Origin of the sequence: Rhizobium sp. N122, assembly GCF_002211295.1 — a bacterium.
Classification (GTDB): Bacteria; Pseudomonadota; Alphaproteobacteria; order Rhizobiales; family Rhizobiaceae; genus Rhizobium.
Window position 1 is genome coordinate 84,325 of record NZ_LOKU01000012.1, and the last position, 18,679, is coordinate 103,003.

Genomic DNA, 18,679 nt, shown 5'->3' on the forward strand with positions numbered 1-18,679 from the left:
AGAAGGTGGCGGCAGCCGGATGAGGGGCGCGCATCCGCACCAGGCTAAATTTCAGGAGGAATCAATGGCAATCGAAGCATCATCCGAACAGACCCGTGAGCCGCGCATCCGGCTCGGCATGGTGGGCGGCGGCGCCGGCGCGTTCATCGGCGCGGTGCACCGGATCGCGGCGCGCATCGACGATCAATACGATCTCATCGCCGGCGCGCTGTCGTCGACGCCTGACAAGGCGGTTCAGTCCGGCCGCGACCTCGGCCTCGATCCATCGCGGACCTATTCCAGCTACCGTGAAATGGCGATCCGCGAGGCGAAGCTGAAGAACGGTATAGAAGCGGTAGCGATCGTCACGCCGAACCATGTGCACTACGACGCGGCCAAGGAATTCCTGAAGCGCGGCATCCATGTCATCTGCGACAAGCCGCTGACGTCGAACCTTGCCGATGCAAAGAAGTTGAAGAAGATCGCCGACGAGAGCGGTGCGCTCTTCGTGCTGACGCATAATTACACCGGTTATCCGATGGTCCGCCAGGCGCGTGAGATGATCGCCAACGGCGAACTCGGCGACATAAGAGTCGTTCAGGCCGAATATCCGCAGGACTGGCTGACCGAGGCGGTCGAACAAACCGGCCAGAAACAGGCCGCCTGGCGCACCGATCCGGCCCAATCCGGCGTCGGCGGCTCCACAGGCGATATCGGCACGCATGCCTATAATCTCGCCGCCTTCATATCGGGACTGGAACTCGACAGCCTGGCCGCCGATCTCGACAGTTTCGTTCCCGGCCGACGGCTGGATGACAATGCGCATGTGATGCTGCGCTTCAAGGCGAAGGGCTCGGAGAAGCCGGCTAAGGGCATGCTCTGGTGCAGCCAGGTGGCGCCCGGCCATGAAAATGGCCTGATGGTGCGTGTCTACGGCAGCAAGGGCGGGCTGGAATGGACCCAGAAGGATCCGAACTATCTCTGGTACACGCCATTCGGCGAGCCGAAGCGGCTGATTACACGGGGCGGCGCCGGTTCGGGCGCGGCCGCCGGCCGCGTCACGCGCGTGCCGTCGGGACATCCGGAGGGCTATCTCGAGGCCTTTGCGACGATTTACACGGAAACCGCGCATGCGATCAATGCCCGCAAGAAGGGCAAGGCCGTCGACAAGGCGGTGGTCTACCCCACCGTTGATGACGGCGTGAAGGGCGTGGCCTTCGTCGAAGCGTGCGTCGCGTCCTCCAAGAAGAACGGCGCCTGGGTCAAGGTTTGAATTTACCGATCGGCATTGCCCAATGAAAAACGCCGGGGCGGCTCGAAGTCGCCTCGGCGTTTTCCATCTATGATGATCAGGCTGCAGCAGAGCGGTCGCGCTTCAGCAGATTGTCGACGCTGAGCGGTCCCGCACCCGCCGCCACCAGATACAGAAACACGAAGCAGAACAGGATGGCCGCGACGCCGCCGTTCTGTGCGGGGTAGATGCCCTTCGGGGCGTGCCCGATGAAATAGGCGAAGGCCATCAGGCCGGAGAGCACGAAGGCTGCGATCCGGGTCTGGAATCCGACCAGAACCAGGAAGCCGAGGGTGAGTTCGATCAGCCCGGCAATCCAGGAGAGCGAGCCCGCGGGCGGCACGCTGGCCGCCGCCGGAAAATGCAGGATCTTCTGCGTTCCGTAGCTGAACAGCACAAGTGACGAAACGATGCGCAGCAGGCTCAGCAGATGCGGCTGCAGCAGATGGATCGAAGGCAGCATTGGGTTCCTTTCATGTTTGCGATGTCCCGGACGTGTCCGCGATCACCGGTGCGAGGGCAAGTCACGACTGCTGACATTCGCGTTATGAGGGCAGTCAGAGCGGAAAACGCCGCCAGTCAGGGTGATGGAACGGCGCAATCACCGCCGCTCCGCGTCGCTCCTGTAACGTTGCAGTTTTTCTCCTTCCCGGCCTGTACTTTGCTTTTCGGCTTGGCTAAATCCGAACTCAAACGCTCCATTCACGCTGAGACGGGGTTTACAGATGATCGATGCGAAAACGCTTGCAGGCCGCCTTCCCGGCGATTTCACCTTCGGCGTCGCCACCGCCGCCTTCCAGATCGAAGGCGCCGGCAAAGCCGATGGCCGCAAGCCATCCATTTGGGACGCCTTCTGCAACATGCCCGGCCGCGTCCATAATCGCGACAATGGCGACGTCGCCTGCGACCACTATAACCGGCTGGAGCAAGACCTCGATCTCATCAAGGAGATGGGTGTCGACGCCTACCGCTTCTCGATTGCCTGGCCGCGCATCATCCCCGACGGCAGCGGTCCGGTGAACGAGGCCGGCCTCGATTTCTACGACCGGCTGGTCGACGGCTGCAAGGCGCGCGGGATCAAGACCTTCGCGACACTCTATCACTGGGACCTGCCGCTGCTGCTTGCCGGCGACGGCGGCTGGACGGCGCGCTCGACCGCTTACGCCTATCAGCGTTATGCCAAGACGGTGATGAACCGTCTCGGCGATCGTCTCGACGCTGTCGCAACCTTCAACGAGCCGTGGTGCATCGTCTGGCTCAGCCACCTCTACGGTATCCATGCTCCGGGTGAGCGCAATATGCAGGCTGCCCTTCACGCCATGCATTATATGAACCTTGCCCACGGTCTCGGAGTCGAGGCGATCCGCTCCGAAGCGCCTGCTGTGCCCGTCGGGCTGGTGCTTAACGCCGCCTCGGTCATCCCCGGCTCCGGCAGCCCGGCCGATCTTGCCGCCGCTGAGCGGGCGCATCAGTTCCACAACGGCGCTTTCTTCGATCCCGTCTTCAAGGGCGAATATCCGACAGAATTCGTCGAGGCGCTCGGCGACCGCATGCCGGTTATCGAAGACGGCGACATGACGCTGATCAGCCAGAAGCTCGATTGGTGGGGCCTGAATTACTACACGCCCGAGCGGGTTGCCGACGATGCCGAACGCAAAGGCGATTTCCCCTGGACGGTGAAAGCGCCGCCGGCGAGCGACGTCAAAACCGATATCGGCTGGGAAATCTATGCGCCGGGGTTGAAGCTCCTCGTCGAGAACCTCTACCGCCGGTACGAATTGCCGGAATGCTACATCACCGAGAACGGCGCCTGCGAGAACACCGGTGTCGTCGACGGCGAGGTCGACGATACGATGCGTCTCGACTATCTCGGCGACCATCTCGATGTCGTGGCCGATCTCATCAGGGACGGCTATCCCATGCGCGGCTATTTCGCCTGGAGCCTGATGGACAATTTCGAATGGGCGGAGGGCTACCGCATGCGTTTCGGTCTCGTCCATGTCGATTATCAGACCCAGGTTCGTACGGTGAAGAAGAGCGGCAAGTGGTATAGCGAACTCGCGGCACAATTCCCCAAGGGCAATCACAAGGCGGGTTAGCGGGGCATCGACACGCTCCTTGTTTTAATGCCCGTCGCCCGAACCGCTGCCCGGACGACAGGCCTTTAACTTTGCATTGACGGCAAGCGCAAAAATAGATTGCCGGAAATTTCAACAATCGGTTGCTTAAACGTTTTTGAACCCTTGGCTGCCAAAGTCGGACGGTCAGGGAGCTGTAATGCAGAACGTCGGAAAATCGCAGAGCAAGGGGTTGGGAATAGGCCGTCACATCGCCGTCACCGGTGTGCTTTTTTCCTTCGCGGTCATCGTCGCGGTGGCCACCTTCATGGTGTTGACGGCGCTGGAACGCGTGGCCGAAAATGCCAATCTTCTCGATGACGAGCGCTCGCGCGAGACGACGATCGGGGCGCTGCAGACCTTCGAGGACCAACTTGGCGCAACGCTCGACGACTACGCCGCCTGGGACGACGCCGCCGTCAATGTCTATGCGCCCGATGGCATGGCCTGGACGGTGAGCAATTACGGCGAGATGTCGGTCAACAGCGCGCTTTTCGACATGGCGATCGTCATTGATGACGCGAAGAAGCCGATCATGGCCTATCGCGACGGCAAGCCGATGGAGGAGCCGCTCGAAGACTACTTCGCGCCGTCGCTGTGGACCCTGCTCGAGACGGTGAAGGCGGCCGGCCCGGCCGATCGTCCTCAGGCGGTCGGTTTCGTCACAACAAAAAGGGGCATCGCCGCCGTCGGCGTGGCGTTGGTGCGGACAAAATCCGGTTCGCTCGACGTGCCCGCCGGCCGGCACCGCTATCTCGTTTTCGCCCGCCACCTCGACAATGACAGGGTGGCTGCGCTCGGCCAGACCTATGTCGTCAACGGGTTGAAGCTGGCGCCGCCGAGCGTCGAGGCTGATTATCTGGTGCCGATCGTAGATCCCGTGGGCGCGACACTCGGCAAGCTCGTCTGGACCTCGCGTTCGCCTGGCGACATCAGTTATGCCCAGGTATGGCCGATGGTCATCCAGGCGCTCGGCCTTGTCGGGCTGTTCTTCGTGGTGCTGCTGGTCATCGGCTGGCTTGCTGGCCGCCGCTTGAAGGCCGAGGAAAACAGCGCCCGCGAGGAGGCGCTGCGTGACCGGCTGAGCGGACTATCCAATCGCGACGGTCTCGGGCTTGCCGTCGACCGCTTCGTTGTCGAGGCGCGCCAGTCCAGGCGCAACGTGCTGCTCCTCTATCTCGATCTCGATGGCTTCAAGGAGGTCAATGACAGCTATGGCCACGGCACCGGCGACCAGTTGATCCGCGCGGTTGCGGCCGGGCTCGACGTGCTCATCCCGCAAGGCGCGGTTCTCGCCCGCATCGGCGGCGATGAATTTGCCATCGCCTTTCTCTCGGACGGCGAGAATGCCGCAGCCCTGCAACTTTCCGAGCAGATCCTCGATTTTCTCGTCGAGCCGCTGGAGATCGGCCGTCGCGTCGTTGTCGTCGGGGCCAGCATCGGCATCGCCATGTCGCCTGCCGGCACGATCGGGCGCGAGGAGCTGGTGCGCCGCTCCGACCTTGCCATGTACAAGGCGAAGGAAGCCGGCCGCGCGCGCATGACACTCTACGATCCGTCGATGGATGCCGATCGGGAGCAGCGCAATGCGCTGGAACTCGATTTGAGGATCGCCATCGAAAGCGGCGACCTGACGCTCGCCTACCAGCCGCTGATCGATGCGGGCTCCTATGCGCCGACCGGCGTCGAGGCGCTCGTACGCTGGAACCGTCCGGGTCACGGACCGGTCTCACCCGAGGTGTTCATCCCGATCGCCGAGACCAGCGGCCTGATCGAATCGCTCGGGCTGTTCGTGTTGCGCAAGGCCTGTGAGACAGCCAAGCAATGGCCGGAACTCAACGTCTCGGTCAACGTCTCGCCCGGCCAGTTCCGCAATCCCGCCTTCGCCGATTATGTCCGCTACGTGCTGAAGCAGACGAAGATCGAAGCCGGCCGCATCACGCTGGAGATCACCGAAGGTTACATGATCCAGAATCCGCAGCGCACCCGTCAGTCGATCGAACGGCTGAAGGCGCTGGGGGTCAAGGTAGCGCTCGACGATTTCGGCTCCGGCTTCTCCTCGATCGGGTATCTCAGGCAGTTCGGCTTCGACCGGATCAAGATCGACCGCTCGCTGGTCATGGGGGTCAGCGAGGACAAGCGCCAACGCGAGATGCTGCAGGCGACCGTGGCGCTCGCCCGCTCGCTCGACATTCCGGTGACGGCCGAGGGCATCGAGACAGAGGAGCAGGCTATCGCCATGCGCCTCTTCGGCTGCGATTGCCTGCAGGGTTATCTGTTCGGAAAGCCGATGACGGCCGATCGGATTACCGAGATGCTGCACGAGCGGCATGCAGCCGAGCCAAGCCGGCGCCGTCTCGGCGCAGCCTGACGGGCAGATACCTGCAAATACGTCTGATCCGGAAAGGATCTCTCAGCTGCCGATATGCCGTTGGCCGCGTTTCCGGGCGAGGGCGATCTGGTGCTGCCGCTGACGGTAGCGCAGCCGATCCTCTTCCGTGCGCGAGTGGTAGCAATGGCTGCAGGAAACGCCTTCCTCGTAGAGCGGCGAGGTGATTTCCTCTGAAGTGATCGGGTTGCGGCAGGCATGGCACAGCCTGTGTTCGCCTTCCTTCAGCCCGTGCTCGACGGAGACGCGCTCGTCGAAAACGAAACAGGCGCCGTCCCAGAGACTTTCCTCCTGCGGCACTTCCTCGAGATATTTCAGGATGCCGCCCTTCAGATGATAGACCTCGTCGAAGCCCTCGGCCTTCATGAAAGCGGTGGCCTTCTCGCAGCGTATGCCGCCGGTGCAGTACATGGCGATCCTGGGCTTGTTGTGCAGGTCGGAATTCTGGCGCACCCAATCGGGAAATTCGCGGAAGGTCTTCGTCTTCGGGTCGAGCGCGCCGCGGAAAGTGCCGATCGCCGTTTCGTAATCGTTGCGGGTGTCGATGACGATCGTATCGGGATCCGAGATCAGCGCGTTCCAGTCCTGAGGCGCCACATAGGTGCCGACCACCTTGTTGGGGTCGATATCCTCGACGCCCATGGTGACGATTTCCTTTTTCAGCTTCACCTTCATGCGCAGGAAGGGCATTTTCGAGGCGCGGCTCTCCTTATGCTCGAGCCCCGCAAATTCCGGCTGGGCGCGCAGCAAGGAAAGCACGGCACCAATGCCGGCGTCCGGGCCGGCGATCGTGCCGTTGATGCCTTCATGCGCCAGAAGCAGCGTTCCCTTGACGCCGTTCTCCTCGCACAGCGCCTGCAGCGGGCCTTGCAGGCTGGCAAAGCGCGGCACCGAAGCGAAATGGTAGAGTGCGGCCACGAGGAACGGGCCGGTGTGTGTCAGGCTGTCGGTCATGCGGCGGAAATACAGAAAATCGGCGGTTCGCGCAATTGCCTTCACCGGTGGGCGGCCTGGACGGGCGAGCGATTAGGCCACATCTCAACTGCCGGCTGTCAGCCAGAGAAGCTCGATGCGCTGCGCTTCCTCGTCGGGATCGTCGGCAAAGACGGTTTCGGCGTTGACAAGCGCTTGCCGCCGATCCTCCTGCTGGCGGAAGATGATGGCGTCGAGCAGGTGGGCCAGGTCGTCGTTGCGGGTGAAGAGCTGCGGCTCGGCCTCGACCAGTTCGGAGAGCACGGCAAGATCGTGGATATGGCCGAGATCCTCGACCAGTTCCTTGGCCGCATCGCGTTTGGCCTTCATCGCGCCCGGCCAGATATCTTCTAAAAGGCCGTGATAAAGCCGGTAGTCGTAGGTGCGTTTGCGCAGATTGTGGAAATCGTCGGCCGATGCCTCGCCGTGGCAGGCCGCAAGCGCTGCCTTGGCCCTTCGTGCGGTGCGGCGCCAGCTCTTTGCGAGCTTGCGGGCATTCTTGCGGTGGCCGCCGCTAAATGAGACGGCATCCACGGCGGCGATCGCCTCCTTCAAAACGTCCGAGGTTTCCGCCAGCCGCTGTTCCAGGCCGCTTTCGGCGTCCACCATCCAATCACGGCGTCCTTCGAGAATGGCGACGATGCGGCCGAGCGCCTCGCTCTCCTCCGGGTCGCGGGCCGATTGCTGCAGATATTGCGCGGTGCCGATCAGGGCGTTGGCGTCGCGGATCGCCGAAAGGGAGCGTGCGGCATCGCGTAGCCTGGCATTTTCGCAGTCCTGGAAATCCGGCACCTCACGGGCGACGAGCCGGTAAAGCGAGCGCAGTCGCTTCAGATTCTTGCGGAAGGAATGGATCGCCTCGTGCGTGCCGTCCGGCCGCTCCTCGAGAACCGCGATGGCGCGTTCCAGTTGCTCGGTCGCGACGCTGCGGAACTCCCTGGTGAAATCGGCGTCAGGCCGAATGCGATAGGCCATGCCTGTCGTGCCCGTATTCGGTGGCAAGGGCTTGGTTGGAATAGCGGAAATCGCCGGTCACTTCGCGGCCGAGCCAGGCGGGCAGAGCTGGATTGTCGGTTTCCGCCATCATCTCGACTTCGGCAATCACCAACCCGCGATGCTCGCCGGCAAAGACGTCGACCTCCCAGACGAAACCTTCATGCGGAACGCGGTAGCGCGTCTTCTCGATGACGATGCCGATCGCGTTCTGCAATAGTTCCTCGGCATCGGCCACAGGGATGTCGTATTCGAATTCGTCGCGGGTGATGGCGCTGCGGCCGATCTTGATCGTCAGTCTCGCTTTTCTGCCGTCGAGGGTGCGTACCCGGACGGAACGATCGTCCATCGAGGCGATGTAACCCTGTCTCAGGACAGACTTGGTCTCGACGGCGGAGCGCCATCCATCGCTGCGTACGAGAAACTTCCGCTCGATCTCTTTCGCCATATCGGTGAACCTTTTGTGACGATCGGGTCACGGTAGCCCAATTCCCATGGATTTCCTACCCATCTTGTCATGTGAATTGGTTTTGCCTCGACAAGGTTCCGCCGGGGCGTTATTCGGGACCAATTCAATCGTTTCAAACAATCGTTTCAAGGAGGTCGCGCGACCATGGACGAGAAAACAGAGAAGCTCCTTTCCATCCTGAAACTCCAGCCGGTCGTCCCGGTGCTGATCGTCGAGGATGCCAAGTCGGCCGTGCTGCTCGCCCGCGCGCTTGTCGCCGGCGGCCTGAAGGCGATCGAGATCACCATGCGCACGCCGGCGGCACTCGATGCCGTGCGGGCCGTCGCCGCCGAGGTCGAGGGCGCCGAAGTCGGCGCCGGCACGATCCTCAATGCCGCCCATTGGGAAGCCGCCGTCGAGGCCGGTTCGAAGTTCATCGTCAGCCCAGGTACGACGCAGGAACTGCTCGATGCCGCCGCCGATTCCGATGTGCCGCTGCTTCCCGGCGCTGCGACCGCCAGCGAAGTCATGGCTTTGCGCGAGGAAGGCTACCAGGTGCTGAAGTTCTTTCCGGCAGAGCAGGCCGGTGGCGCCGCTCTTCTCAAGGCGCTCTCCTCGCCGCTTGCCGGTACGCTGTTCTGCCCGACCGGCGGCATTTCGCTGAAGAACGCCAATGACTATCTGTCGCTGCCGAACGTGATCTGCGTCGGCGGCTCCTGGGTGGCGCCGAAGGAACTGGTCGCAGCCGGCGACTGGGCGGGAATTACCCGGCTTGCGGCAGAAGCGGCGGCGCTGAAGGCCTGAGTTTCGGCAGGGGGAGGGGTGAGCCTCACGGCACAATTCCCTCTCCTCTGTTTGTATTCCAACCGTCGCAAACCTATGTACTCCTCCAGCTTCAAACAGGGAGATGACAAGGAATGTTCGACGCGAAGAAGCTTCTCGACCAGTTCTTGGGTTCGCAGGTGCCGGGTCTCGGCGGTTCGGTCCGCGACAGGGCGGGCGAGGCCATGCAGACGGCAAAGAACAATCCGATGAAGACCGGTGCGATCGCAGCCGCGCTTCTCGGCACCAAGACCGGCCGGAGTATTGCCGGCAACGCCCTGGCGATCGGCGGTCTGGCTGCCATCGCCGGCCTTGGCTACCAGGCCTACAAGAATTACCAGGCGGGGCAAGCGCCCGCAGCCCCTTCGGACGCACCCTCGGTAAACAATCCGGTTCTCCTTCCGCCGCCGGTCGAATCCGGTTTCGGGCCGGCATCGCCTGCCGGCAGCAATGAATTCGTGCTGATGCTGATCCGCGCGATGATCGCCGCCGCCAAGGCCGATGGCCATATCGATGATGCCGAACGGGCTCTGATCATGGACAAGGTCAAGGCTGCCGATGTCAGCGGAGAAGCTGCGGCCTTCATCGAGCGCGAACTCGCTTCGCCGACGGATATCGATGCGCTCGTCGCTGCGGCGGTGACGGAAGAACAGCGCGTCGAACTCTATACCGCCTCGCGGCTTACCATCGAGCCGGATTCGCGCGCCGAGCGCGGCTATCTCGATCTGCTCGCCGGCAGGCTCGGCCTTGCCGACCAGCTGGTCGACCATATCGAGGCGACGGTGTCGTCCGCCAAGACGACCTTGTCACAGTAACATCTGGGCCGGTTGCCTTTGTCGGGCGGCTGGCCTATCCACTCCTCAGAAAGAGGTGTGACATGCGCGATCTTGCAAATTTCAAGGGCTGCCCGGCGCCGAAGCCGGTGACGCTGAAGGGCCGTTTCGTCACCGTCGAACCTTATCGGCGCGCCGAACATCTCGAGGCGCTGTGGGACGGGCTTGGCGGCATGGCCATCAACCCGCTGCTGCTCTATTTCGCGCAGGACGATTTTTCCGGGATTGACGATTTCGCCAACTGGCTTGAGGCCGTCTACACCAAGTCCGGCTGGCTCACCCATATCTTCCGCGACAATGCCACCGGCAAGATTGTCGGCATGGCGAACTATATGCGCGCCGATCCGGCAAACGGCGTCGTCGAGATCGGTGGGGTGGCGCATGGCGCCGAGATGAAGCGATCGCCGCTGTCGACCGAAGTGCATTATCTGATGGCCAAGCATGTGTTCGAGGAGCTCGGCTACCGCCGCTACGAATGGAAATGCGACAATAACAACGAGGCGAGCAAGACGACAGCCGCACGCTACGGCTTCAGCTTCGAGGGCGTCTTTCGCCAGCACATGATTTCCAAACACCGTAACCGCGACACCGCCTGGTTCTCGATGATCGACAGTGAATGGCCTCTGCTCAACGATGCCTTCGAGGCCTGGCTTTCGCCGGAGAATTTCGACGCCGCCGGCAACCAGATCCGCCGTCTGCAGGATATTCGCGCCGATCTGGAAAAGGAAAGGCTCGTATGAGCCCCGAGAGCCGCTCGCAGGCAACCGCCGCCGCCATCATCTTGCTGGGCGCCGGCCTCGTCCTCTATTTCCTGCCGACCATCGTTCTGTGGATCGGCAATTTCTCGCCGGCGCTGGGTATCGCCGTCGGCGTCTGCCTGATCATGGCATTTTTCGCGGTCTTCTGGCTGCGGGCGCGCTATCAGCGCAGCAAAGGGAAGTAGACCTATCCCTGCAGCGACGCTCCGAGCAGCAGGGCGCCCATCATGATAACCAGCACGGCGCCGAGGATTTCGATGGCGTTGCCGATCCAGACCGAGGCGGCTGAGCCGCGCCCGGAGAGACGGACGGCGGCACTCTTGGCGGTCACGGCAAGGGTGGCAAGCAGCGAAACGGTGATCGCCGTGCCGAGCGACATGGCGGCGACCGACAGCACGCCGCCGAGATAGAGCCCGTTCAGCAGCGAGAAGGTCATGACCAGCAAAGCGCCGGAGCAGGGGCGAAGGCCGACGGCGACGATCGCCGACCATGCCTCGCGGGCGCTGAACTTGTCGCCGGCGAGCAAGGCGGGATCCGGCACATGGGCATTGCCGCAGGTCTCGCAGGCCATGCCGGGAACGAAAGTATGGCCGGCTTCGACGGATTGCGCCTTGCCGTTGAAGGCATAGGCCTGACGTTCGGCGGCATTGTCCTTCCAGTCGAGCATCATGCTGACCGGACCGGCTGACGTCGCCATCAGCCGGCGGCGCGGCATGTTGCCCACCATCGCGCGCAGTTTGCGGAACAGCAGCCAGCCGCCGAAGAGGATGACCATGACGAAGCTAGCGATCTCCATCGCATGGGTCGCAGCCGTCAGCGTGATACCGGTGCCTCGCAGCACCAGCCAGGCGCCGCCGACCAGCGCCACGGCCACCACGCCCTGGATGAAGGCGGAAATGAAGGAAATCACCACGCCGCGTTTCAGCTCGACCTCGTTGGCGATCATGTAGGAGGAGATGACCGCCTTGCCGTGACCGGGACCGGCGGCATGGAAGACGCCATAGGCGAAGGAAAGGCCGATCAGCGAGGCCAACTGCCACGGGTCCTGGCGCATGGCTTTCAGGGCATCGGTCAGCGCCCGGTAGAAGGCCTGCTGCTCGTAATTCACATAGAGCAAAAGCGGCGCGAGCGGTCCGCCGGTCGGCTGGAAGCTCGGTTCCGCCGTGCCGATGCCGAGCGGCGATTGCGCATGGGCGAGGCTTGCCGCCGTCAGAAGCGCCAAGACCGAGGCGGCAAGGATGAACCGCAGGCGTTTCGTCAGCATGTGACCTCCAGCCGGGTGGCGAAGAGTTTGGACATGTTGGTGCCGGTGGGATCATTGAAGAAGGCGTCGGTCAGCGACTGCTTGTTCTGCGAGATCACCTGGTCGGCATCCGGCCGCACCACCTGATGCTTGCAGGCCTTGAAGCCGTCGCCGACGATCGCCAGTTCGTTGTCGCTGGGAAAGTCGATCGAGGTATAGAGCGTCGGATCGTAGACGCCGAAGCTGAGCCTGCCTTTCAGCGGCATCTTCTCCACCGGTTTGACCGCGAAGAACATCAGCAGCTGGCCGTCCTTGTAATCGACATGGATGATGTCGGGCTTCTGAACGGTGATGTTCCTCCCGTCGATCGTCAGGTTCATGTAGTAATCATATTCGGCAAGCGATTGCTTCACCGTTTTCCCGACCTCGGCGAGCTCGTTCGGCTCCAGCTTCAGATCGGTGTTCTTGTCGAAATCCATAACGACCGAGGAGGAGAAAACCTCGTCGAAGCGCCAGACATTGCGCAGTTCCTCGACGCTGCCATCCTTGCCGGCCACGACCTCGAGGCGGGCCTCCACGAAAATATGCGGATGGGCAAGAGCGGCGGCCGGCGCCAGTGAAACAAGCGCGGCCATCAGTATTGTCGAATATCTCATCTAATCCGCTGCCTGTTCGTGATCCTGACTTCTTGCCAGAAATTGGGACGGAATTGGGACCGGATTCCGTGCCGGATTCAGATAGCCGCAGGTTGGGCCGGGGCGCGATGTCGCAGCCGCAGCGGCGGCGCTACGGATGTTTCTTGAACCAGCTGTTGAGGTAATCGACGAAGATCCTGACCTTGGCCGGCAGGTAGCGCCGGTGCGGATAGACGGCGTAGATGCCGCGGTCGGTCGGGAGATAATCGTTGAACAGCGTCACCAGTTCGCCGCTCTCGATCGGCTTGCGGGCGATGAAGTCGGGGATGAGGGCGATGCCGATGCCGGCAAGGGCGGCGCGTAATGTCGCATGCGGGCTGTTGACCTCCATCGGGCCGGAGACGGCGACGGCGAAGAAGGTGTTGTCGGGATTGTGGAAGCGGATGCTCGCCTGGGTGCGCGAATTGGTATCGACGATGAAGGGAACGTTGGAAATGTCGCTCGGATGGGCCAGATCGGGATGGCGCTCGAGGAAATCGGGGGTGGCGCAGAGATGGACGCGGAAATCGGAGATCTTGCGGGCGATCATGCCGGAATCTTCGAGCTTGCTGATGCGGATCGCCACGTCGAAGCCCTCTTCGATCAGGTCGACAAACCGGTCGTCGGCGGCGATCTCCAGCGAAAGATCCGGGTTCTCCCTGGAGAAATCGATCAGCGACTGGCCGACATCGGCATCGACGAAGGTGCGGGGCACGGATATGCGCAGCCGTCCCTTCAGCTGCGCATTGTTTTCGCGCACGAGGTCGGCGAGGTTGTCGATCTCCTTGAGGATATCCGAGGCGCTGCGGTAATAGGTGTGGCCGGCCTCGGTCATGGAGAACTGCCGGGTGGTGCGGTTGAGCAGCAAGGCGCCGAGCTCGTCTTCCAGCTCGCGCACATATTTGGAGAGCAGCGCCTTCGAGCGGCCGGTGCGCCTGGCGGCAGCGGAAAAGCCCTCGGCCTCCACGACATCGATGAAGGCGCGTATGCGGGTCAAGGTATCCATGAATATCCCTCAAGCTGTTTGGGAATGTTGAACAAATCGGCTCTTCCTGTTCAATTATTTTTTTGACCCCGAGATCAAAAAAACGCTTGATTATGAAGGCGAATATTCTTATCTCCACCTCAGCCCAAAGTCGCACGTGCCCATGGGTGTCCGCCGAACCCTCGAATTGGTGAGGAAATCGGTAAGGTACCTGGAATTAACCCCTCCAGTCGCTATTCCGGCCAACCGGAAAATGCGAGGACGCCTGAAGCAACGACGGTGCGGGCCTTTTTGTTCTCTCCCTGCTTTCCATCAGCGGGGGTTACTGAAGAGGCACACCATCATTGCCGGAAGTGCGGTTGGGATTCTCCCTCCAATCCATGGCAGACAAAGCCGAACTTACACCGCATCGCGGCGTTGGTTCACTATCCGCGCATCGAGCGCTTGCTATGGTTCCGGGGTCTCCACCGGCTGGTTCCAATGCGAGTTCTCGTATGCCCTTTGTCCTCCGGCTGATGCCGGAGCTCTGGAACTGGAAGAGGGAACGATATGACCACCCAGCGCATCCGCGACTTTCTCGCAACCCGACGTCCCGACGGTCCCTGCCTTGTGGTTGACCTCGATGTCATCAGCGACAATTTCCACGCCTTTCGTCACGCCATGCCGGACAGCGCCATCTACTACGCCGTCAAGGCCAACCCGGCCCCTGAAGTGCTGAAGCTGCTCGCAGGCCTCGGCTCCAATTTCGATTGCGCATCCGTTGCCGAAATCGAAATGGCGCTCGAAGCCGGTGCGACCGCCGCCCGCATCTCCTACGGCAACACGATCAAGAAGGAACGTGACGTGGCCCGCGCCCATGCGCTCGGCGTCAGCCTCTTTGCGGTCGACAGCCACGAGGAAGTCGAGAAGATCTCGCGCGCCGCTCCCGGCGCCCGTGTCTTCTGCCGCGTGTTGACGGATGGCGAAGGCGCCGAATGGCCGCTGTCGCGCAAGTTCGGCTGCGTTCCGCAGATGGCTGTCGACGTTCTCGTCTATGCCCATCAGCTCGGCCTGCACTCCTACGGCGTCTCGTTCCATGTCGGCTCGCAGATGACCAAGGTCGATGCCTGGGATTCCGCACTCGCCGATGCTAAGCGCGTCTTCGTCTCGCTTGCCAAGCAGGGCATCCACCTGCAGATGGTCAACATGGGCGGCGGCTTCCCGACCAAGTATCTGCGCGACGTTCCGTCCGCAGAAGCTTACGGCAAGTCGATCTACCAGGCGCTGCGCACGCATTTCGGCAACCAGATCCCGCAGACGATCATCGAGCCGGGCCGCGGCATGGTCGGCAATGCCGGTGTCATCAAGGCTGAGGTCGTGCTGATTTCGAAAAAGTCGGACAATGACGATGCGCGCTGGGTCTTTCTCGACATCGGCAAGTTCGGCGGTCTCGCCGAGACGATGGACGAAGCCATTCGTTATCCGATCCGCACGGAGCACGACGGCGACGAGATGGAGCCCTGCGTCATCGCCGGCCCGACCTGCGATTCGGCCGACGTGCTCTACGAAAAGAACCTCTATCCGCTGCCGATCTCCCTTTCGATCGGCGACGAGGTCCTGATCGAAGGCACCGGTGCCTATACGACGACCTATTCGGCGGTCGCTTTCAACGGCTTCGAGCCGCTGAAGGCCTACGTCATCTAGGGCCGTTTCCGCCGGCCCCGTAACCAACCGGGGCGGCAACTTCACAATTTTCCTTCATCGCCGCTGATAACGGTATTGGGTACGGGAGGCCAAGATGGCCGCTGTTCTTGATTCTGTCCGCGCATTCTTTGCGCCCACCACTTTCGCCATCGACGCCGAAAATCCGTCGGATGTCGTCGCCCGTGAAAACCTGCTCGACCGGGTCATGGGCGCCGACCGCCGCAAGAAGTCGTCGGAGAAGATCCGCCGCAACCGTGTTCCGGCCGAGGGCCTGGCGCTGGTCGCGCGCGATCGCGACGGCCATGTCATCGGCTCGGTGCGGCTCTGGAACATCGAAGCCGGCGTCAACGACGAGGGCACGCCGATCAATGGGCTGCTGCTTGGCCCGCTCGCCGTCGATTCCCGTCACGGCGGCAAGGGCATCGGCTCGGCGCTGATGCGCGCGGCGATCCTCGAAGCCAAGAAGCGCGGGCATGGCGCCGTCCTGCTTGTCGGCGATGCCGCCTATTACGAGCGTTTCGGCTTTTTTGCCGAGAAAGCTCGGCATCTTGTCATGCCGGGTCCGTTCGAACGCTCGCGCTTTCTGGCGCTTGAGCTCACGGAAGGCTGGCTTGACGGTGCGGCGGGCATGATCGTCCCCTCGGGGCGCATCCTGGCCGGCGCGCCGGTGCGCCGCGCCGCCTGAGGCTATGCCGATCGGCTGGCCGGGGTTGAACGTCCTTACCCCGGCCGGCAATATCCGCGCCGCTTGACCATGGGGGCAGGCGGGCCTGCCATGGTTGCGGCGCGGATTGTTCTTCGGATGCCACGGTGCGCGGTAACCGGGATGCTCGGCAACCCTGGCAACACAATCGCGTGAAAAGCGCCGCCGCCCCGCGAACATGGCGCCGCGATATCCTATCTTGCGCTGCATGATCCGCGTTGTCTCCCTGCTGCTTCTCTTTTGTCTGCCGCTTGCCGCAACGACGCCGGCCGCTGCCCAGAGCGTGGCCCGCGCCGGCATCGGGCTTGATCCGCGTCTCGATCAGGCCGCTGCTGACCCGGCGATGCGGCCACTCAAAGTGGTGATCGTCGCGCGCGGCGGACGGGTGCTTGCCGAACGCGGTTTCCACGGTCATTCGCCGTCGGAACCGACCAATATCAAATCCGCCTCGAAGTCGATCATTTCGGCATTGGTCGGCATCGCCATCGGCAAAGGCCTGTTGAAAGGGCCGGATCAGAAGATCGCCGCGATCCTGACGGCCGATCTCCCAGCGACGCCGGACCCGCGCATCAACGATGTCACCATCGGTCACCTGCTCTCCATGCAGGCTGGGCTCGACCGCATGTCGGGGCCGAATTACGGCCGCTGGGTCTCCTCGCGCAACTGGGTGCGTTTTGCGCTCTCGCAGCCTTTCGTCGATCAGCCCGGCGGGGAGATGCTCTATTCGACCGCGTCCACGCATCTGCTGTCGGCTATTCTGACCAAGGTCGGCCGGCGGTCGACACTGGCCTTGGCACAGGAATGGCTCGGCCCTGTCGACGGTTTCCGCATCGGCGCATGGGAGCGCGATCCGCAGGGCATCTATCTCGGCGGCAATCAGATGGCGATGAGCGCCCGGTCCCTGCTTGCCTTCGGCGAACTCTATCGTAATGGAGGGCGCACGCGGGAAGGCGCGCAGGTGGTGCCTGCCGACTGGATCTCGCAGTCGTGGCAGCATCGCACCAAGTCGCGTTTCTCGGGCGACGAATATGGCTATGGCTGGTTCACTCGGCAGATCGCCGGCGAGCAGGTGCATTTCGCCTGGGGTTATGGCGGGCAGATGCTCTATATCGTGCCGTCGCTCGATCTGACTGTCGTCATGACCTCGGAGGAAAACGGTCCCTCCGCGAGAAACGGATACCGGGATTTGCTGCACGGCCTGCTGGCGGACATTATCGGCGCAGTGCGGGCCGCCTGATTACGGCGCCGGTGCATCACGGAAATCGGCAGGCCGCGTAACGACCGGGCGAAACCTATCTCGGAAAGGTTCTAGATGTTCTGATCCATGGTCTCGGCCGGGATTTCGTCGGCGCGGTGGACGCGCACAAGCGTTGCCGGCACGCCGGCGACCGTGCAATGTTCGGGAACCGGCTTCAGCACGACGCTGCCGGCGGCAATCTTGCTGAAGGCGCCGATTTCGATATTGCCGAGAACCTTGGCGCCGGCGCCGATCATCACGCCATGACGGATCTTCGGGTGGCGGTCGCCGGTTTCCTTGCCGGTACCGCCAAGCGTGACATTCTGCAGGATCGATACTTCATCCTCGATGACGGCCGTTTCGCCGATGACGATGCCCGAGCCGTGGTCGAGCATGATGGAAGCGCCGATCCGCGCGGCCGGATGGATATCCGGGCCGAAGACCAGCGAGGCGAGATTGGCGAGCCAGGTGGCGATTTCCGGCCGGCCGGCGTTCCAAAGCGCATGCGCAATGCGGTGCGTCAGCAGCGCATGAAACCCCTTCAGGTTGAGGAGGGCGTGCAGGAATGTCGTGCAGGCCGGGTCGCGTTGGCGCACGGCGACGAGATCGGCCTCGATCTTGCGCATGATATCGTCGTTGAGGGTGGACAGGATCAGATCCAACAAATCGCCGGTTTCAACCTGCGCCGCAGCAAGGCGGGCGGCGAGCACGCCGGCGATGATCTCGTTGCTGCTGGAGGTGGCCGTGACCTGCGCGGCGAGCAGCCGCTGCAGGATCGGTTCGCGCGCGGCAAGCTCGAGTGCCTCGGCGCGGATCACCGCCCAGACGAATGCATTGTCCAAGGGCTGCGGCTGTTGCGCGGCCAGACCAAGGCCGGTCGATTTCGGCATTCCCGTTTCCTCTGCCTGCGACTGCGCAGACCAAGCCTGCGTGGACTGATGTTTTGCCCGGGCAAGGCGTTTGGCAAGCCCTGATTTTAGCCGCCGGACGGTCGCAGGCCAGGCGTCAGCTCCGGGAGCCGACGCCAATGATAGCGCACATCAGGTTCTTTTTCCTCATTGTCGGCGCCGTCGGTCTCTTCCTCGATGGAAAAACCGTGCCGCTCGTAGAAAGCGCGGGCGCCGATATTGCGTTGGAACGTCCAGAGCCTGATTTCATCCATCTCCTCCTTGGCGCAGCCGAGAAGCAGGGAGCCGATGCCCATGCCCTGGAAGTCGGGCAGAACGTAAAGCTGCTCTACCCAGTCGTCGCCATAGGCGATGACGCCGATCAAACGGTTTCTCGTGGCGGCGCCGAGGATCGTGCAATTCGGCAACAGATGCCTGCGCCAGTAATGCTCTTCTTCACCAGGCGTATGCAGATCCGGCAGCCAGGGCAGCCGCTGCCACAGCGCCACGCGTCTGATCTTTGCGGCTGCCTGCATGTGGTCGGCGCCGAGTGCCACGATTTCCGCTTCCGTCACGATGTCGTCCTAGAGCATGATGCCGAAAAGTGTGAGCGGTTTTCGGACGACATCATGCTCTAACTCTTTAATTGAGAACAGGATTCAGAT

Annotated in this window: 19 protein-coding genes; 10 read left to right on the forward strand and 9 right to left on the reverse strand. The window is 62.5% G+C overall.

What is annotated here, in order from left to right; all coding sequences use genetic code 11:
- Positions 1-64 precede the first annotated feature (64 nt).
- A complete protein-coding gene (locus ATY75_RS10800; protein WP_088937541.1) occupies positions 65-1,252 on the forward strand; it encodes a Gfo/Idh/MocA family oxidoreductase in 1,188 nt (395 codons plus the stop codon).
- Between the two features lie 76 nt (positions 1,253-1,328).
- On the opposite strand, the gene ATY75_RS10805 is transcribed toward ATY75_RS10800, so the two are convergent.
- Positions 1,329-1,733 (reverse strand): DoxX family protein, encoded by a 405-nt coding sequence (locus ATY75_RS10805; protein ID WP_088937542.1) that lies wholly within the window; start codon positions 1,731-1,733, stop codon positions 1,329-1,331.
- 262 nt (positions 1,734-1,995) lie between these two features.
- On the opposite strand from ATY75_RS10805, the gene ATY75_RS10810 reads away from it, so the two are divergent.
- Together ATY75_RS10810 and ATY75_RS10815 are read left to right on the forward strand one after the other, a co-directional pair.
- A complete protein-coding gene (locus tag ATY75_RS10810) occupies positions 1,996-3,369 on the forward strand; it encodes a GH1 family beta-glucosidase (protein ID WP_065092524.1) in 1,374 nt (457 codons plus the stop codon).
- 178 nt (positions 3,370-3,547) lie between these two features.
- On the forward strand, positions 3,548-5,758 hold the full coding sequence (locus tag ATY75_RS10815) for an EAL domain-containing protein (RefSeq protein WP_088937543.1): 2,211 nt from the start codon (positions 3,548-3,550) through the stop codon (positions 5,756-5,758).
- Positions 5,759-5,800: 42 nt separating this feature from the next.
- On the opposite strand, the gene ATY75_RS10820 is transcribed toward ATY75_RS10815, so the two are convergent.
- The 3 genes from ATY75_RS10820 to ATY75_RS10830 all read right to left on the reverse strand — a co-directional run bounded on the left by ATY75_RS10820 (position 5,801) and on the right by ATY75_RS10830 (position 8,189).
- Positions 5,801-6,730 carry a rhodanese-related sulfurtransferase gene (locus tag ATY75_RS10820; protein WP_088937745.1) on the reverse strand — a complete coding sequence of 310 codons (930 nt, stop codon included), beginning with the start codon at positions 6,728-6,730 and terminating at the stop codon, positions 5,801-5,803.
- Positions 6,731-6,814: 84 nt separating this feature from the next.
- Positions 6,815-7,723 carry a CHAD domain-containing protein gene (locus ATY75_RS10825; protein WP_088937544.1) on the reverse strand — a complete coding sequence of 303 codons (909 nt, stop codon included), beginning with the start codon at positions 7,721-7,723 and terminating at the stop codon, positions 6,815-6,817.
- On the reverse strand, positions 7,701-8,189 hold the full coding sequence (locus ATY75_RS10830; protein WP_064840758.1) for a CYTH domain-containing protein: 489 nt from the start codon (positions 8,187-8,189) through the stop codon (positions 7,701-7,703). Before ATY75_RS10830 ends, ATY75_RS10825 begins: the two co-directional genes overlap by 23 nt.
- Positions 8,190-8,354: 165 nt before the next feature.
- Here ATY75_RS10830 and ATY75_RS10835 point away from each other — a divergent pair, with 165 nt between their 5' ends.
- The 4 genes from ATY75_RS10835 to ATY75_RS10850 all read left to right on the forward strand — a co-directional run bounded on the left by ATY75_RS10835 (position 8,355) and on the right by ATY75_RS10850 (position 10,787).
- Positions 8,355-8,993 (forward strand): 2-dehydro-3-deoxy-phosphogluconate aldolase, encoded by a 639-nt coding sequence (locus tag ATY75_RS10835; RefSeq protein ID WP_088937545.1) that lies wholly within the window; start codon positions 8,355-8,357, stop codon positions 8,991-8,993.
- 113 nt (positions 8,994-9,106) lie between these two features.
- Positions 9,107-9,826: a tellurite resistance TerB family protein gene (locus ATY75_RS10840; protein ID WP_088937546.1), complete on the forward strand. Its 720-nt coding sequence runs from the start codon at positions 9,107-9,109 to the stop codon at positions 9,824-9,826.
- A gap of 62 nt (positions 9,827-9,888) precedes the next feature.
- A complete protein-coding gene (locus ATY75_RS10845) occupies positions 9,889-10,584 on the forward strand; it encodes a GNAT family protein (RefSeq protein ID WP_088937547.1) in 696 nt (231 codons plus the stop codon).
- Positions 10,581-10,787, forward strand: coding sequence for a hypothetical protein (locus ATY75_RS10850; protein WP_064840755.1), 207 nt, complete (start codon positions 10,581-10,583; stop codon positions 10,785-10,787). Before ATY75_RS10845 ends, ATY75_RS10850 begins: the two co-directional genes overlap by 4 nt.
- 2 nt (positions 10,788-10,789) lie before the next feature.
- Here the strand turns inward: ATY75_RS10850 and ATY75_RS10855 are convergent, their stop codons facing one another.
- The 3 genes from ATY75_RS10855 to ATY75_RS10865 all read right to left on the reverse strand — a co-directional run bounded on the left by ATY75_RS10855 (position 10,790) and on the right by ATY75_RS10865 (position 13,525).
- Positions 10,790-11,866 carry a nickel/cobalt transporter gene (locus ATY75_RS10855; RefSeq protein WP_088937548.1) on the reverse strand — a complete coding sequence of 359 codons (1,077 nt, stop codon included), beginning with the start codon at positions 11,864-11,866 and terminating at the stop codon, positions 10,790-10,792.
- A complete protein-coding gene (locus ATY75_RS10860) occupies positions 11,860-12,501 on the reverse strand; it encodes a DUF1007 family protein (RefSeq protein ID WP_088937549.1) in 642 nt (213 codons plus the stop codon). Before ATY75_RS10860 ends, ATY75_RS10855 begins: the two co-directional genes overlap by 7 nt.
- 130 nt (positions 12,502-12,631) lie before the next feature.
- The gene (locus ATY75_RS10865; protein ID WP_088937550.1) at positions 12,632-13,525 is read right to left on the reverse strand and encodes a LysR family transcriptional regulator; all 894 of its coding nucleotides are present in this window, start codon (positions 13,523-13,525) and stop codon (positions 12,632-12,634) included.
- 528 nt (positions 13,526-14,053) lie between these two features.
- On the opposite strand from ATY75_RS10865, the gene odc2 reads away from it, so the two are divergent.
- From odc2 to ATY75_RS10880, 3 genes are all read left to right on the forward strand, one after another.
- Positions 14,054-15,187: an ornithine/lysine decarboxylase gene (gene odc2, locus ATY75_RS10870; protein WP_088937551.1), complete on the forward strand. Its 1,134-nt coding sequence runs from the start codon at positions 14,054-14,056 to the stop codon at positions 15,185-15,187.
- 94 nt (positions 15,188-15,281) lie between these two features.
- Entirely contained in the window at positions 15,282-15,872 is a 591-nt protein-coding gene (locus tag ATY75_RS10875; RefSeq protein ID WP_088937552.1) for an N-acetyltransferase, read from the forward strand.
- Positions 15,873-16,098: 226 nt separating this feature from the next.
- Positions 16,099-17,127: a serine hydrolase gene (locus ATY75_RS10880; protein WP_088937746.1), complete on the forward strand. Its 1,029-nt coding sequence runs from the start codon at positions 16,099-16,101 to the stop codon at positions 17,125-17,127.
- 71 nt (positions 17,128-17,198) lie between these two features.
- On the opposite strand, the gene cysE is transcribed toward ATY75_RS10880, so the two are convergent.
- Together cysE and ATY75_RS10890 are read right to left on the reverse strand one after the other, a co-directional pair.
- Positions 17,199-18,017 carry a serine O-acetyltransferase gene (gene cysE / locus ATY75_RS10885; protein WP_088937553.1) on the reverse strand — a complete coding sequence of 273 codons (819 nt, stop codon included), beginning with the start codon at positions 18,015-18,017 and terminating at the stop codon, positions 17,199-17,201.
- Between the two features lie 86 nt (positions 18,018-18,103).
- On the reverse strand, positions 18,104-18,550 hold the full coding sequence (locus ATY75_RS10890) for a GNAT family N-acetyltransferase (RefSeq protein ID WP_088937747.1): 447 nt from the start codon (positions 18,548-18,550) through the stop codon (positions 18,104-18,106).
- Positions 18,551-18,679 lie beyond the last annotated feature (129 nt).

What these genes read in the sequence shown, in the direction of transcription:
- ATY75_RS10800 (WP_088937541.1), top strand. Translation starts at nt 65, where the DNA reads ATGGCAATCGAAGCATCATCCGAACAGACCCGTGAGCCGCGCATCCGG.
- ATY75_RS10805 (WP_088937542.1), bottom strand. Translation starts at nt 1,733, where the DNA reads ATGCTGCCTTCGATCCATCTGCTGCAGCCGCATCTGCTGAGCCTGCTG.
- ATY75_RS10810 (WP_065092524.1), top strand. Translation starts at nt 1,996, where the DNA reads ATGATCGATGCGAAAACGCTTGCAGGCCGCCTTCCCGGCGATTTCACC.
- ATY75_RS10815 (WP_088937543.1), top strand. Translation starts at nt 3,548, where the DNA reads ATGCAGAACGTCGGAAAATCGCAGAGCAAGGGGTTGGGAATAGGCCGT.
- ATY75_RS10820 (WP_088937745.1), bottom strand. Translation starts at nt 6,730, where the DNA reads ATGACCGACAGCCTGACACACACCGGCCCGTTCCTCGTGGCCGCACTC.
- ATY75_RS10825 (WP_088937544.1), bottom strand. Translation starts at nt 7,723, where the DNA reads ATGGCCTATCGCATTCGGCCTGACGCCGATTTCACCAGGGAGTTCCGC.
- ATY75_RS10830 (WP_064840758.1), bottom strand. Translation starts at nt 8,189, where the DNA reads ATGGCGAAAGAGATCGAGCGGAAGTTTCTCGTACGCAGCGATGGATGG.
- ATY75_RS10835 (WP_088937545.1), top strand. Translation starts at nt 8,355, where the DNA reads ATGGACGAGAAAACAGAGAAGCTCCTTTCCATCCTGAAACTCCAGCCG.
- ATY75_RS10840 (WP_088937546.1), top strand. Translation starts at nt 9,107, where the DNA reads ATGTTCGACGCGAAGAAGCTTCTCGACCAGTTCTTGGGTTCGCAGGTG.
- ATY75_RS10845 (WP_088937547.1), top strand. Translation starts at nt 9,889, where the DNA reads ATGCGCGATCTTGCAAATTTCAAGGGCTGCCCGGCGCCGAAGCCGGTG.
- ATY75_RS10850 (WP_064840755.1), top strand. Translation starts at nt 10,581, where the DNA reads ATGAGCCCCGAGAGCCGCTCGCAGGCAACCGCCGCCGCCATCATCTTG.
- ATY75_RS10855 (WP_088937548.1), bottom strand. Translation starts at nt 11,866, where the DNA reads ATGCTGACGAAACGCCTGCGGTTCATCCTTGCCGCCTCGGTCTTGGCG.
- ATY75_RS10860 (WP_088937549.1), bottom strand. Translation starts at nt 12,501, where the DNA reads ATGAGATATTCGACAATACTGATGGCCGCGCTTGTTTCACTGGCGCCG.
- ATY75_RS10865 (WP_088937550.1), bottom strand. Translation starts at nt 13,525, where the DNA reads ATGGATACCTTGACCCGCATACGCGCCTTCATCGATGTCGTGGAGGCC.
- odc2 (WP_088937551.1), top strand. Translation starts at nt 14,054, where the DNA reads ATGACCACCCAGCGCATCCGCGACTTTCTCGCAACCCGACGTCCCGAC.
- ATY75_RS10875 (WP_088937552.1), top strand. Translation starts at nt 15,282, where the DNA reads ATGGCCGCTGTTCTTGATTCTGTCCGCGCATTCTTTGCGCCCACCACT.
- ATY75_RS10880 (WP_088937746.1), top strand. Translation starts at nt 16,099, where the DNA reads ATGATCCGCGTTGTCTCCCTGCTGCTTCTCTTTTGTCTGCCGCTTGCC.
- cysE (WP_088937553.1), bottom strand. Translation starts at nt 18,017, where the DNA reads ATGCCGAAATCGACCGGCCTTGGTCTGGCCGCGCAACAGCCGCAGCCC.
- ATY75_RS10890 (WP_088937747.1), bottom strand. Translation starts at nt 18,550, where the DNA reads ATGCAGGCAGCCGCAAAGATCAGACGCGTGGCGCTGTGGCAGCGGCTG.